At 26.8% G+C, this 14,834-nt stretch carries 14 protein-coding genes and 1 other annotated feature; of the genes, 6 read left to right on the top strand and 8 right to left on the bottom strand.

Annotated elements, in window-relative coordinates:
- Positions 1 to 352: 352 nt before the first annotated feature.
- Positions 353 to 1,246 (bottom strand): LysR family transcriptional regulator, encoded by an 894-nt coding sequence (locus ACTNAO_RS03510; protein WP_441026225.1) that lies wholly within the window; start codon positions 1,244 to 1,246, stop codon positions 353 to 355.
- Between the two features lie 105 nt (positions 1,247 to 1,351).
- Between ACTNAO_RS03510 and ACTNAO_RS03505 the strand changes: the two genes are divergently transcribed.
- Positions 1,352 to 2,083 (top strand): YoaK family protein, encoded by a 732-nt coding sequence (locus tag ACTNAO_RS03505; protein WP_441026223.1) that lies wholly within the window; start codon positions 1,352 to 1,354, stop codon positions 2,081 to 2,083.
- 17 nt (positions 2,084 to 2,100) lie between these two features.
- Here ACTNAO_RS03505 and ACTNAO_RS03500 read toward each other — a convergent pair whose 3' ends face one another.
- Complete coding sequence (locus ACTNAO_RS03500; RefSeq protein ID WP_441026221.1) at positions 2,101 to 3,144, bottom strand: PocR ligand-binding domain-containing protein; 1,044 nt, start codon at positions 3,142 to 3,144, stop codon at positions 2,101 to 2,103.
- A 133-nt stretch (positions 3,145 to 3,277) separates the two neighbouring features.
- On the opposite strand from ACTNAO_RS03500, the gene ACTNAO_RS03495 reads away from it, so the two are divergent.
- On the top strand, positions 3,278 to 3,859 hold the full coding sequence (locus ACTNAO_RS03495; RefSeq protein WP_441026219.1) for a 5-formyltetrahydrofolate cyclo-ligase: 582 nt from the start codon (positions 3,278 to 3,280) through the stop codon (positions 3,857 to 3,859).
- 108 nt (positions 3,860 to 3,967) lie between these two features.
- Positions 3,968 to 5,236: an O-acetylhomoserine aminocarboxypropyltransferase/cysteine synthase family protein gene (locus ACTNAO_RS03490; RefSeq protein ID WP_441026217.1), complete on the top strand. Its 1,269-nt coding sequence runs from the start codon at positions 3,968 to 3,970 to the stop codon at positions 5,234 to 5,236.
- A gap of 73 nt (positions 5,237 to 5,309) precedes the next feature.
- On the opposite strand, the gene thrS is transcribed toward ACTNAO_RS03490, so the two are convergent.
- Complete coding sequence (gene thrS / locus ACTNAO_RS03485) at positions 5,310 to 7,250, bottom strand: threonine--tRNA ligase (protein ID WP_441026306.1); 1,941 nt, start codon at positions 7,248 to 7,250, stop codon at positions 5,310 to 5,312.
- A gap of 52 nt (positions 7,251 to 7,302) precedes the next feature.
- Positions 7,303 to 7,540, bottom strand: a binding site (T-box leader).
- 164 nt (positions 7,541 to 7,704) lie between these two features.
- Entirely contained in the window at positions 7,705 to 8,109 is a 405-nt protein-coding gene (locus ACTNAO_RS03480) for an HNH endonuclease signature motif containing protein (RefSeq protein WP_441026215.1), read from the bottom strand.
- A gap of 221 nt (positions 8,110 to 8,330) precedes the next feature.
- Here ACTNAO_RS03480 and ACTNAO_RS03475 point away from each other — a divergent pair, with 221 nt between their 5' ends.
- Entirely contained in the window at positions 8,331 to 9,005 is a 675-nt protein-coding gene (locus tag ACTNAO_RS03475; protein WP_441026213.1) for a hypothetical protein, read from the top strand.
- Positions 9,006 to 9,061: 56 nt separating this feature from the next.
- On the opposite strand, the gene ispF is transcribed toward ACTNAO_RS03475, so the two are convergent.
- Positions 9,062 to 9,532: a 2-C-methyl-D-erythritol 2,4-cyclodiphosphate synthase gene (gene ispF / locus ACTNAO_RS03470; RefSeq protein WP_441026211.1), complete on the bottom strand. Its 471-nt coding sequence runs from the start codon at positions 9,530 to 9,532 to the stop codon at positions 9,062 to 9,064.
- Between the two features lie 110 nt (positions 9,533 to 9,642).
- Here ispF and ACTNAO_RS03465 point away from each other — a divergent pair, with 110 nt between their 5' ends.
- Entirely contained in the window at positions 9,643 to 10,698 is a 1,056-nt protein-coding gene (locus ACTNAO_RS03465) for an anti-sigma factor domain-containing protein (protein WP_441026210.1), read from the top strand.
- Positions 10,699 to 10,747: 49 nt separating this feature from the next.
- Here ACTNAO_RS03465 and ACTNAO_RS03460 read toward each other — a convergent pair whose 3' ends face one another.
- From ACTNAO_RS03460 to ACTNAO_RS03450, 3 genes are all read right to left on the bottom strand, one after another.
- Complete coding sequence (locus tag ACTNAO_RS03460) at positions 10,748 to 11,626, bottom strand: polysaccharide deacetylase family protein (protein ID WP_441026208.1); 879 nt, start codon at positions 11,624 to 11,626, stop codon at positions 10,748 to 10,750.
- A 347-nt stretch (positions 11,627 to 11,973) separates the two neighbouring features.
- On the bottom strand, positions 11,974 to 12,681 hold the full coding sequence (locus ACTNAO_RS03455) for a response regulator (RefSeq protein ID WP_441026206.1): 708 nt from the start codon (positions 12,679 to 12,681) through the stop codon (positions 11,974 to 11,976).
- On the bottom strand, positions 12,668 to 13,759 hold the full coding sequence (locus ACTNAO_RS03450) for a sensor histidine kinase (protein ID WP_441026205.1): 1,092 nt from the start codon (positions 13,757 to 13,759) through the stop codon (positions 12,668 to 12,670). Before ACTNAO_RS03450 ends, ACTNAO_RS03455 begins: the two co-directional genes overlap by 14 nt.
- A gap of 612 nt (positions 13,760 to 14,371) precedes the next feature.
- Here ACTNAO_RS03450 and ACTNAO_RS03445 point away from each other — a divergent pair.
- On the top strand, positions 14,372 to 14,764 hold the full coding sequence (locus tag ACTNAO_RS03445; protein WP_441026203.1) for a hypothetical protein: 393 nt from the start codon (positions 14,372 to 14,374) through the stop codon (positions 14,762 to 14,764).
- The last annotated feature ends 70 nt before the right edge of the window (positions 14,765 to 14,834 follow it).

Raw genomic sequence — 14,834 nt, 5'->3', positions numbered from 1 at the left:
CAATAGTTACGTTATTGGATACGTTCTAGCCTACTCATATAAAACAATATACTTTGGGTAGACAGCTCGAAGGTGTTCTTCGTCAAAAACTCCATTATCAGGCTTACACCATATCCTGACTCGCTAAAACTTCTGTTTAAGATTACTCTCCTTGTCATAGCCTTTATTTCACATATTTATTATTAATTGATGTTTTAAATTATATGCCACTTTAAATTTATTTACAATAATAAAGGCTTACAAAAATAAAATATATTATAAAAAAAGAAAAGCACTTAAGTTATTTAAGCACTTTTAAATAAACACTTAATTTTTTAAAGTTAATTTATTTGATTAAGTAGAAAAATACATATTACAATTTAGAGCTTTTTGAGTAATTTTGTATAAAATTCCAAAAACATGTTGTAGCTGCAGGCATAACTTGATTTTTTTTTCTTATGACTAAAAGCTTTGACTTATGTTCTGGAATTATTTTTTTATATGTTAAGGTCTTTTGATTATAAGTATATTTTATTGATTCAGGACATATAGCTATGCCAACATTTTTTTCTATAAGGGGAATAATACATGAAAGTGTATTATAGTAACAAAAAACATTTTTTGGATTTGATATTTCATTAAACCAAGTACTCATTTCTTTTTGAAGTGGAAGTCGTGAAGGTATAATAAGTGGCTCTTTAGCAATTTCAGAAATGTTTAATGTATCTGAAGTATTGCTAGCTAAGGGATTATCTTTACTTAAAAGAACAATCCATGATTCAGATTTTAAATAGAAACTTTCATAATTACTTGTATTAAAAGGTTCTCGAACTATACCTAAATCGATTAGTCCTCTATCTAATTTTTCATTTATTTCATCCCCATTGCCACACCATACATTATATTTTATATAAGTATATTTAGAAGAAAATTCTTTTATAAGCTTAGATAATATACTTGAACCACATGTTTCTGTAACTCCAATAGAAATAGTGCCATGAGTACTTGTTTTCATTTTATTTAATTCATTTTCTGTCTTTTGAACAAGACTTATTATTTCTTCAGCTCTTTGTTTTAAAAACAAGCCTTCGCTTGTTAATTGAATATGTCTTTTTCCACGTATAAATAGGTTTACTCCTAGTTCATCTTCTAATTGATGAATTTGTCTGCTAAGAGGAGGTTGTGCTATATGTAATTTTTTTGAAGCTTTAGTAATAGTACCTTCATTAGCTACTGCTAAAAAGTACTTTAAAATTTTTATATCCATAATTATCACCATACCTAAAAAGTATTGTAGTACATACATTATATGTATTTTTATATAAAAGATCAATATGGTATAATTTTGTTATTGTAAATGGAGGGATAAGAAATGAAATTAAGTGAAGAACAGCTTGAAGTAAGAATTCATTATACAATGTCTTTAGTAGGTGGATTTTTTGGTGCCTATGCACTTTTTAATAGACTTGAGACCTTTGGTTCATCACAGACGTCTAATATGATATATATGGTTATGAATATATTAGGAAGAAATTCTGATGAAAAATTGGCAAGATTTATAGCAATACTTATTTATATGTTTGGTTTTGTTGTAACAGTAGTTTTACCTAAATATACAAAAGTAAATATGCATATTTTTAGTATAGTATGTGATATGATTGCTATTTTTATGGTTTCATTATTACCTATAGACATGGATCCTGTTATTGCATTATATCCAATATTTTTTGTAACAGCTGTACAATGGAATTCTTTTAAAAGTGCAAATGGATTTGTAAGTGCTACAATATTTTCTACTAATAATTTAAGACAAACTACAACATCTTTAACAGAATATATATTAGAAGGAGATAGGGAAAAACTTAAAAAATTTAAATTTTATTTAGGAGTTCTTTTATGTTTTCATACAGGAGTTGTAATTTCATATTTATCTAGTAAGTTTTTTTCTGTTAAAGGAGCACTTATATGTCTTATACCATTATGTGTTGCATTAGTATTTGTTAAAAATGAGAATAAGGCATTACAATTATTATTAAGTAAGCATCCATTAAGAGCTTTTAATAAACAAAGTTATTGTGATAATTTAGAACAAAAAGCAAGCTAGCTTATATTTAAGCTAGCTTATTCATTAATTGTGTTATATAAATCATTTAATGCATCATCCATATTCTTTATTCCTGAGTAAATATTATTTATTTCATCAGTTTCAGAAGATAATATTTTTTTACTATCTGTACTTAATGTTGTTGTTTTAGAAACAGATGATTGAATATTGTCAGTAAATCCCTTTATTGTTTTTACTGTTTCTTTTGAAATATTTGAAAGCTTTCGTATTTCAGAAGCCACTACTGAAAAACCAGAACCAAATGAACCAGCTTTTGCAGCTTCAATAGAAGCATTTAAACCAAGCATTCTAGTTTGGTCTGCAATGTCTTCTACAGATTGAAGAACATTTTTTGTATCTTTAAGTAATGTGTTTATATTTTCGATTTCAGAAGTTAAATCATTTTGATTATTAGAAAATAAAGTTAAGTTTTCTTTTGTTTCTTTTATGATTATCTGTAGGTTATTTGTAACATTTTCTATAATTGATTTTATTTTTTTTGAATGCTTTGCTATTTTATATTGTTTAGTCCAACTATTTGCTAATTCATTTACTATTATGAAAAGTAATTCAGCAGCAGCTCTTATTTGATCTTCAGGCAAAATTTTTACTTTGTTTAATGCATTTATATACTCATTTTCATTTACACCAATCTCCCGTGCAATTTCTCTAAATTTATCAATATTTTCTGGCTTATGTGGAAGTATTTGGCCACCTAAAACTGATCCTATTAATTTGTCATTTATTACAATAGGAGCTCCAAAATCCATTAATCCTGCATGACAGTAGTAGACTGATGGTTTGCCTGTTTTTTGAGATGTTTCTCCACCTTTTAAGTCACATTCTTCGCAACGTTTTTTACCTAATGATGTGCCTCTTGTATATTTATTGCAGAAATCTGTAAAGTTGCTAGGTTTTGTTAGATTTTCAGAAGAGTAACTAACTGCAATGGTAGCCATTCCTGTAGTTTTAGAAAAAGTATCTAAAACTTTTTGTAAGAAATCAGTATCAATTATTTTTAATAATTCCTCTAAGTCTAAGTCTGTTTTGTTATTTTCCATAAATTTAATCCTCCATATATTTAATTATTATTATAAATTAGCTATAATATATTATCGTAGATTATTAAAATAATTTTAGTAGCATAAAAAATATAAAAAGTTAATTAACATTTAGTTAAATTAAGGAGAAATAATGGGAAATAAGGACTTTTCTAAAAAAGAAATAAGAAAATTAATTATAAGAAAAAGAGACAACTTAGATAAAAGAATAAAAGAAAAATATGATGAGGATATAAAAAATATTTTATGTGAGAATAAAATATTTTTAAGTTGTAAAAATATTTTTATATATGTTGGATTTGGCAGTGAAATTAATACATCTAATTACATAGAAGAATTTTTAAAAATGGATAAAAATATACTTATTCCTAGAACAGAAATAGAATCTAAAAAAATGGATGCAGTGCAAATTCAAAATTTATGTGATTTAGAAAAAGATAAGTATGGGATTTTAGAACCTAAAAGGTCTATTAATGCTTTTAATAAGAGTGAAATTAATTTGGTCATTCTTCCTGGGGTGGCCTTTTCAGAATCGGGTGATAGAATTGGATATGGTGGGGGGTACTATGATAGATATTTAAAAACATTAAAAAGTAGTGTACCTAAAATAGCTTTATGTTATGAATTTCAAATACAAAATAATATTATAAGTGAACCTCATGACATAAAAGCAGATTATATAATTACAGAAAAAAGAATTATAAAGTGTAAATAAGTATGTAAATTTTACAAATATTTTAGTATAATATTTAAGTGATGAAAAAATTATACCAAAATAAAAAAGTATAGTAGAAAATATATAAATTGTACGGGGGAAGTTTAAATGAAAATAGAAACACAATGTTTACATGAAGGATACAATCCTGGAAATGGAGAACCAAGAGCATTACCTATTTATCAAAGTACTACTTTTACATATGATTCAACAGATGAAATAGGAAAGTTATTTGATTTAAGTGAAGATGGCTTCTTTTATTCAAGATTAGGAAACCCAACTGTTGCAGCAGTAGAAAATAAGATTGCAGCATTAGAAGGTGGTGTAGGAGCTCTTTGTACATCATCAGGACAAGCTGCTTCAACTCTTAGTATTTTAAATATAGCAGAAGCAGGAGATCATATAATAAGTACAGCAACAATTTATGGTGGTACAATAAATCTTTTTGCTGTAACATTAAAAAAGTTTGGAATAGAATGTACTTTTGTTGATGCAGATGCATCAGAAGAAGAAATTCAAAAGGCATTTAAACCAAATACAAAAGCTGTATTTGGTGAAACTATAGCAAACCCTGCAATTGCAATATTTGATATAGAAAAATTTGCAAAAATTGCACATAAGAATAATGTGCCTCTTATAGTTGATAATACTTTTGCAACTCCAATTCTTTGTAGACCTATAGAATTTGGTGCTGATATAGTAACACATTCAACTACTAAATATATGGATGGACATGCACTTCAAATTGGTGGAGTAGTAGTAGATAGTGGAAATTTTGATTGGAATAACGGAAAATTTAAGGGACTTACAGAACCAGATGAATCATATCATGGTGTTGTTTATACAAAACAATTTGGAAAATCTGCATATATTGTTAAAGCAAGAGTACAGCTTATGAGAGATTTAGGAATGTGTCCAAATGCTATTAATGCTTTTATATTAAATATAGGACTTGAAACATTAGCTGTAAGAATGGAAAAATACTGTGAAAGTGCTCAAAAGGTTGCTGAATTTTTAGCTTCATCAGATAAAATTGAAGAAGTAAATTATCCAACACTTCCAGGTAATAAATATAATGATTTAGCAAAAAAATATTTACCAAAGGGATGCAGTGGTGTTATTTCATTTACAATAAAAGGTGGAAGAGCTAATGCAGTTAAATTTATGGATAGCTTAAAACTTGCTTCAAATGTTGTTCACGTTGCGGATATTCGTACATGTGTCCTTCATCCTGCAAGTTCAACTCATAGACAACTTACTGATGAACAACTTGTTGCAGCTGGTATTAATCCAGGAATGATAAGATTATCTGTTGGTCTTGAACATATAGATGACATATTAGAAGATTTAAAACAAGGATTAGATAAGATAGTATAATTGTAGATTAAATACAGTAAATAATAAAAAAGTTTAGCACTAATTTTGGTGCTAAACTTTTTTGTTAGTTAATTTACATAAGTTGTTCAATAGATTTTGAAGCAATTTCTTTTAATATTTTACTTTCAAAATCATCAAGGCTCATGCTACCTACATCACCTTTTCTGCTTCTAACAGATACAGTGTTTGATGCAGCTTCTTTATCTCCAACAATTAATATATAAGGACTTCTTTCAAGTCTTGCTTCTCTAATTTTATATCCTATTTTTTCAGCTCTATAGTCAGTTTCAACTCTTATTCCAAGGTTTTTAAGTGAAGCAGAAACTTTATTTGCATATTCGTTATACTTATCTGAAATTGGAAGAAGTTTTACTTGAACTGGTGACATCCAAGTAGGGAATGCTCCTGCATATTTTTCTATAAGCATAGCAATTGTTCTTTCATAACATCCTATAGATGATCTGTGAATAACATATGGATGTTTCTTTTGACCATTTTCATCAATGTAAGTCATGTTAAATCTTTCTGCTGCAGCAAAGTCTATTTGAACAGTAAATAAAGTATCTTCTTTTCCATGAACATTTTTAAATTGAATATCAAGTTTTGGACCATAGAATGCAGCTTCATCATCAGCTTCTGTATATTTTAATTTCATGTGATCAAGGATTGTTTTCATGATTCCTTGAGTTTTATTCCAAGCTTCAGGATCATCTATATATTTTTCTTTGTTATTTGGATCCCATTTTGAAAATCTGTAAGTAATGTCATTTTCTATGCCAAAAGTTTTCATAAAGTATTGAATTAAATCTACAACAGCTCTAAATTCATCTTCAAGTTGTTCTGGCATAACAATTAAATGTCCATCAGCTAAAGTGAATTGTCTGACTCTTATAAGACCATGCATTTCTCCTGAAGCTTCTTTTCTAAATAATGTAGAAGTTTCACCATATCTTATAGGAAGATCCTTATAACTGTGTTGTTCAGAGTTGTATATGCTATATTGGAATGGGCAAGTCATAGGTCTAAGAGCCATAACTTCTGAATCTTTTTCTTCATCTCCTAAAACAAACATATCATCTTTATAGTGATCCCAGTGACCTGATATTTTGTATAAATCACTCTTTGCCATATAAGGAGTTTTTGTTAAAACATAACCTCTTTCTTCTTCCACATCTTCAACCCATCTTGAAAGAATTTGGAAAAGTTTGGCTCCCTTAGGCATAAGAAGTGGAAGTCCTTGACCAACATTTTCATCTGTTGTAAATAATTTAAGTTCTCTTCCTAATTTATTATGATCTCTTTTTTTAGCTTCTTCTAAAGCTTCTAAATAAGCATCAAGATCTGATTTCTTTAAAAATGCAGTTCCATAGATTCTTGAAAGCATTTTGTTCTTTTCATTACCTTTCCAATAAGAACCTGAACTTCTTAAGAGTTTTACAGCTTTCATTGGTTTTAATGACATAATGTGAGGACCTGCACAAAGATCTGTAAATTCACCTAATTTATAGAATGAAATAGTTTCGCCTTCTGGTAAGTCATTTATTAGTTCCACTTTATATGGTTCATCTTTCATTAATTCTAATGCTTCATTTCTTGGAAGTTCAAATCTTTCTATAGGAGGATTTTCTTTTATTATTTTTTTCATTTCATCTTCGATTTTTTGTAAATCATCTGTAGAAAATGAACCTTCTTTATCGAAATCGTAATAGAAACCAGTTGCTATAGATGGTCCTATTGCAAGTTTTACATCTTTAAATAATCTTTTTACAGCTAAGGCTAATACATGTGATGCAGTATGACGTAAAGCATCTTTACCTTCTTGAGAATCAAATGTGCAAATATTAACTTCGCAGTCATTAGATACAACATATCTTAAATCTACAACCTTGCCATTTACTGTCCCGCATAATGCATTTCTAGCAAGTCCTTCACTAATAGATTTTGCTATATCATATACAGACATAGCTTCATTAAATTCTTTTACTGATCCATCTTTTAATGTAATTTTCATAATTTAAATCCCCTTTCTTTATAAAAAAATCATAAAAAAAACTTCATCTCTAAAAAATAGAGACGAAGAAAAATTTCCGTGGTTCCACTCTAATTATTCCCATAAAAATAAAATAACAATAATATTATAATTTTGTTATGGAAATCACTTTGCTATCGTAACGTGATAAAACGGACTGTATTAAAGTCACTCAGAGGTGGTTTTCAATTAAAGACATTTAAGAATACTTGCAGCTTATGTATCCTCTCTCTGAAAATGAACATTTAATCTACTGTCCTCATCAACGTATTAATATATTTAATAGAATTAATTATAATTATTAATGTGAAATATGTCAAGAATAGTTAGAAAAATAAATTTCTTATAACTATGATTATTTTAAAATTAGTGAATAATTATTTTGATTTTTTCATATAATTATTTAGGTGGGAAATTGCTTTTATAGATATTTAAACTATTAATATATATTGTCTAATAGTTTTTGAAATTTAATGTTTTCTAGCATTTCATCAGTATAAAAAGTACCACCCATTATTCTTTTAATAATGTCGTTTTTACTGTAGCCTTCTTTATACATTTTTAAGTCTTTAGTTATGCGTTTTATCATATTAGAGGAGGTATTTAATAGTGTGGTAAGTTCTTTTGCTTTATAAAAATCCTTAGTTAGAATAGTATATAATTTTTTTTGCATTTCAATTTTGTATTTTAAGTCTGTTTCTAAACACTTATGAGGTCCATATTTGCCACGGTGATGTTTTTCACAAAGATATTTATAATTTACTTCAATATCAAAACCACCTTGGTATTTATGAACTATATGATGAATGTCAGCCTTTTTATTGCAAATTTCACAAAAAAACAATAACTACTCCTCCTTTTTAATAACACTTTTATTATATATTATATTATGATGTTTTTCAATTTAACTTTATTTCCTAAGAATTATTTTATAGCTATTAAAGTGTTATTATATTAAGCTTTTTATCTTTATTTTACTTTGTTAACAAATCGTAAATTACCTTGAAAAGGGTTTTATATAACTATATAATATATTATGAAGTATAAGAAAGTGTGGTGATATAAGTGAAACAAAATTACAATTCTTTTAAGTTTTGGGAGACAGCTATTAATGAAAATAAGACAATAAGAGGTCATATGTTCATGGAAACTCCACCTAAGGAAAAATCACTTTATATTCATACACTAATTTTCAGTAAGAAGAATGGGATAGATAATATTTACGCTTATTTTCCAGATGCTAAAGTGTTGCTTGGATACCTTCAACATTCATTTTTACAGGAAGCATTTTATAAATGGATTTATGGTAAAAATAGCGTTGTTACAAAAATTCCATCTTTACCTGTTGATAAAATAATTAGTGATGGATATAAGAAGGGCAGAATATCAAAAGAAACAGCAAATAGCATGAATACTTATTATAATAAGCTAAATAAAATGTGGGATTTACCAAAGGATAGGATAGTTGGTGAATTAATTAAATTTGCAAGGGAATTTAACAAAACATGGTTTGGTGATAATACAGAATTCTTATATATAAAGATTTTTAAAACTCCAAAAGAAGTAGGAGAATTTGTTGTAAATGCTACTTTGGTTACTACATCAGTTGAAAATTTCAAGAGAAAAATAGGCGTTGATATTGATGAATGGAAAAAAATTTGTGAAAAAGCAAACAAGGATGAAGCATTCGGTGAAAAATTCAGAAAAATTATTAGAAAAAATTTATCGGAAATACTATAATGTGTAAAGAGAGTGCAAGATGATTAAATTTAATTATCTTGCACTCTTTTTATAAATTAATCTTCTATTAGGCATATACTTTGAGAAGATATACCTTCAGATTTGCCAGTAAAGCCCAAACCTTCTTCAGTTGTAGCTTTTACATTTACCTTGCTAATATCTATATTTAATGCTAAGGCAATATTTTTTTTCATTTGTTCTATATATGGTGCCATTTTTGGCTTTTGAGCTATTATTATAGAATCTATATTTCCTATTTTATAATTGTGTTTTTTTATAAGTTCTCCTACATATTCTAATAATTTTATACTTGAAATGTCTTTATATTTTTCATCTGTATCAGGAAAGTGTTTGCCTATATCTCCTAGTGCACATGCTCCAAGTATAGAATCCATAATAGCATGTAAAAGAACATCAGCATCTGAGTGACCTAAAAGACCTAATTCGTAAGGAATTTCTACACCACCTATTATTAATTTCCTATCTTTAACAAGTTTATGAACATCATAGCCAAGACCAATTCTCATTTTTAAACTCCTCCTTTTTTGTTTAAGTTTAACATAAATTATTATAAGTATAAATAGTATCTATATGATATAATGTTATAATGATAGAGATTTAAAAGCGAGGTGACATTATGGTACAATTTAAAAAAAATAAATATGTATTCTCTAAATCTCCATCAAATGTTAAGAATGATGATGATTCTTTAAAAATTAGAAGTAGTCAAATTTCTTTATTAGTAAAAGAAATATTTTTATATAAAGTGTTATTAAAAGATTTGGTATCACATATTCCGAATGAAGATCAAAAAAATCTTCTTTTAAATATTGCTTATTATGTAGTTGAAGAACAAGAAATTTTTTCGAAATTTGAAAGAAAACGGATTCTTCCAATTAGATTAATTAGTAGTAAGACACATATTGATTCTAGTTTTATTGAAACATGGCAAGAATACATAATTACATACATAATAATATTAGCTAATCCTAATTATAAAAATATACAAGATTATTTAAAAGTTGAATATAATGAAGACAAATTAAAACATGCAAATCAATATAATGGATTAACATTAATAGAAAAACCAAGAACAGTAGGAATTGTTCTTAAAATAAGCAAAAAAAGCAATATTATTCTTACTAGTGATGGTAGTTTTATTAAAATAAACAGAAAAGAGCAAGAAGAAAAAATAGGAGAAGAGGTTTACGGTATACCTAAAAAAGTTCCTAAAAATGTAGGATTAAAAATTTCTATTGCTTTCATGTTTGTATTATTTGTTGTTTTTGCAATATATAAGCAATATACTACTCCTGTTACTACAGTAATAGTAAGTTCTAGCATACAAGTAAAATATGAAGTTAATAAATTTGATAAAGTAGTATATGTATATTCAAATGATGATTTAGGTAAAGAATTAATTAGAAATACAGATCCAATGGATAGTGCTATTGATGAAGCATTAAAAACTTGTATTGAATATTATAATGATAGTAAACTTATTTCAGCTTCAGGTATTTTGATAACAGTAAATGGAAAAGCTTTAGAGTATGGTAAGCTTCAAGAAACTGCAAATTATGTGGCTGATAAAAAGTTAAATGTATTAATGAATAATGCTGGAAATCAGCATAAATTATTAGATAATGTTTTAAGACAAAGAGAAGAAAATGATACGGCTACTAGTACTAAATAGCAATATGGCTCCATGATTTATTTTTAATCATGGAGCCATATTGCTATTTTTATTTTAATCTTTCTTTAAAGTCTTCAAAGGTATTAGTAGAACTTACATAAATTCTATTTAAGCTTAATGGATTTGTATCTCTTTTAGCATAACCTTTATTTGTAGTAAATGCTAAAGAATATCCAGCTTCTTTTGCTGCCTTTATGGAATCTTCATTATAATCTCCAAAAGGGTAAGCGACGGAAATAACCTCTTTTCCTGTTATACTTTCTAATGTACTTTTTGATTCTTTAAGTTCTTTAAGCTGTTCTTCATAAGATAATGTATCTAGGTGACTATGGTTTTTAGTATGACTTTCTATATCTATGCCATAATCAGATAATTCCTTAAGCTGATCTTTTGACATATAGTATCCATCATCAGTTCCGCTAGTAATTATAAATATAGTTGCTTTCATGTTAAGCTCTTTAAGAATAGGAAAAGCATTAACATAATTGTCAATATATCCATCATCAAAGGTTATAACAATACTTTTTTCTGGAATTTCTTTATTATTAATAATATAGTCATTTAATTCTGACATTGTAAGGGTAGTATAGCCTGAATCCTTTATATATGTTAGTTGCTTTTTTAAATTTTCTTTAGATAAAATTACTTCATTAGCTTCTGAATCTTCAATTGAGTGATAATAAAGTACAGGAACTCCTCTATTATCATTAATCATATTTAGTCCTTCAAATCTATTTGTTGTAGAAGATGCATCATTGCTAGAAACATTTTCTTCTTCAGGGGAAGTGGTGGCTATAGAAGTACTTTCTTCTATAGAATTAGTAGTGTCGGAAGTTTCTTCTTTGCCTTTTATGAGTCCTAATGCTAATACTATTATGAGTACAGCAGAAAGTACAATTATTAGTATATTGTAAAATTTTTTGTTCATAAAATAAAACCTCCTTGTATTAATAATACATTTTATCATATTATCATATGAGTTACTAATTATCAAATATATTGAAGGAATAAATGGGAAAAAATAGATATTGTCCACATTATCCACACTCTATTGTGGATAACATGTTACAAAACTGTTAATATATATGTTGGTATATATGTTGATAAATGAATAAATTTGTGGAAAACTATATGTAAATAAATGTAATTAGATTATAATGTCGTAATATAGGCTGTTTGCAATGTGTATAAATAATTCCAAAATGAAAAATTATCCACAAAAAACTGTTTATAATAAGTTGGCAATTTGTTTTCTTGTGAATAATGTTTATTATTTTATAGGTTGTTTTCTAGCATTCTATATCCTACACTAATTTCTGTGAATATATATTGAGGTTCTGCTGGATTAGGTTCAATTTTTCTTCTAATGTGAGCCATATTAACTCTTAAAATTTTATTATCATCCCCCATATTAGGCCCCCATACATTTTGTATAATATTTGAATATGTTAATACCATTCCTGAGTTTTTGGCAAGGTAGGATACAATTTTATATTCAATAGGAGTTAAGTGAATTTCTGTGTTATTTACAGTAACTTTTCTTAAATTAAAATCTATATTAAGACCTGAAGAATTATAATTAGTATAGCGGATGCTGTTTGAAATTATTTGAGAATTATGTCTTATGGAAGTTTTAATTCGTGCCACTAATTCTAATGTTCCAAAGGGTTTTGTAATGTAATCATCTGCACCTAAGTTCAATGCTTCAACTTTATCTTTTTCATTGATTCTTGCAGATAAGACTATTATGGGAATGTTTGACCACGTTCTTACTTCTTTAATTATTTCAATTCCATCTATATCTGGAAGTCCTAAATCTAATAGTATTACATCTGGACATAAAGAAGATATTAAGGATAAACCTTCTTTTCCAGAATAAGCATTGACCACTTTATATTTATATATAGATAATGCTTTAGAAATAAAAGAAGCAATGTTTTTTTCATCTTCAATTATTAAGATGCTGTATTTATTGTCTGCCATTTAAATTTTCCTCCTTTGGTAAAGTAAAATAAAATTCAGCACCATCATTATGATTTTTGGCATTTATTGTTCCCTTGTGTGCTGCAATTATAGTTTGGCATATAGAAAGACCAAGCCCCATGCCTTTATACCTATCAGATGAATAGTATTTATTATTTGAATTCTTATTAAATATGTATTCTATAAAGTCACTTGAAATTCCAGTACCATAATCTTTTACATGAACTTCAATTTCATTTTTATTTTCTGTAGTAAAAATATCAATTGGTTTAGAACTATTTGAATGTTCTATTGCATTTTCAAGAAGATTTATTACAACTTGTTCAATTAAGATAGCATCCATAGGTATCATAATGAAATCATCCATTAATTTTACATTTATATTGCAATTTGGGAACCTTTTTTTTACTCGTAAGACTCCTGCTGAAATAACTTCTTCAATGGGTTCTGGAGTTTTAATAAGTCTTGTGCTGTCATCTTGTATTTTTGTTATTGATAGAATATTTTCTACCATATGTAAAAGCCAACTAGAATCTTCGTGAATATGTGTGACAAGTTCTAATTTATCCTTATCAGTAAGGGCATCAAAACATTCAAGAAATGAATTACTAGAACCAATTATACTTGTAAGGGGCGTCCTTAAGTCATGAGAAATTGCTCTAAGAAGCATTGCTCTCATTTTTTCTTTATCAGCTTCCATAAGAAGTCTTTCACGTTCTTTTAAGGCTTCTGCTTGTTTTTTCATGTTAGTAGTAGTAGCACTTGTTATAAGAGATATTGTGAGCATTAAAATAAATGTTACAGGGTATCCTGTAATTGTAAAATTCAATTTAAAATATGGATATGTAAATAAGTAATTTACGCATATTACTGATATTAGTGAGGCCATTATTCCTAAAATATATCCAGAGGAAAAACGTGCTATTAAAACAATAAATAGTATATATATAAGTGCTATTATTATATTACTTTGAGGTGATATTTTAGTAGCTAAAAAAGATAATAATGTAGCTATAAGTAACATTAAAAAAGTAATTAATATATCTTTGTCTAGATTAATAAATTTAAATTTTTTCATAAGTATCATACTCCTATTATTTTCCATAGTATATTATATAACTAATTTTGATTATAAAGAATAGAATTACTGCTAAGATTTTGTTAAGGTTTTACATATTTTATTGTTTAGCAATTTTTCTTATGATAAATTTTTGGTAAACATATTTTATGGGGGGATTATTTTGACTTTTGTAATGGTACTTGGAGTAGTTACATGTATAGTTGGTTTTGCATGGGCTATTTATGATGAATATATAAAAAAATAAAGAGACTGTTTTTATAGCAGCCTCTTATTATCATGTAATTTTTTTATTATAGTATTTAAACCATTAGATGCATACATTGTAAAGAAAGGAAGATATAATATTAAGTTTTTGCCATATATAGCTGCAGCCTAATATCTTACATAAAGATTTTACTATGAATAATAAAAATAAATTGTTAGGATACGTAGAAAAATATAATTAAAAGAATTTATAAAAATTTCTTTGATTTTATTCATAAGAAATAAGCTTACTATTTTTAATCTAATAATAGGATAATATATTGCACAAAAAAATAAACATATAAGTAGAAGTAATTGTTTATTAATGGTAAAATAAAATTATAAATATAAAGGATGGTAATTTATATGTCAGAAATTTTAACTTTTATAGTAGGTATATGCCTATTAGTAGTTGTATTTAAATTTATAAAAGGTATAGTAAAGTTCTTAATATCAGCTGTTATAGTACTTGCAGTAATTGGAGGTTTCTTTTACTTTTCAAATGGAGGTAGTATTGACAAATTGAAGGAAGGAACAGAACAGTATACTGAAATAGTAAAGCTTGTTAATGAAAACAAGGATAAGGTAAAGTTAGAAAATGGTAATGTAATGTTTAATATAAATAATAAGTGGTATGATACCTCAGAATTAAATAAAGTCAAGAAAACAGAAAATGGTTATTCTACTGAAATTAATGGACAAAAGATTGAAGTTACAGACGAAGAGATAAATGAAGCTATAAGAATATTATTAAATTAGAAAAGATAGGCTGTTTTAAAGCAGCTTATTTTTTTTATCACATCAGCTGATAAAATATATCAATTGATAA

The organism is Clostridium sp. HCP1S3_C6 (assembly GCF_052066735.1).
GTDB lineage: Bacteria > Bacillota > Clostridia > Clostridiales > Clostridiaceae > Clostridium.
The sequence above is the reverse complement of the archived record's forward strand: the minus strand, read 5'-3'. Positions and strand labels throughout refer to the sequence as shown.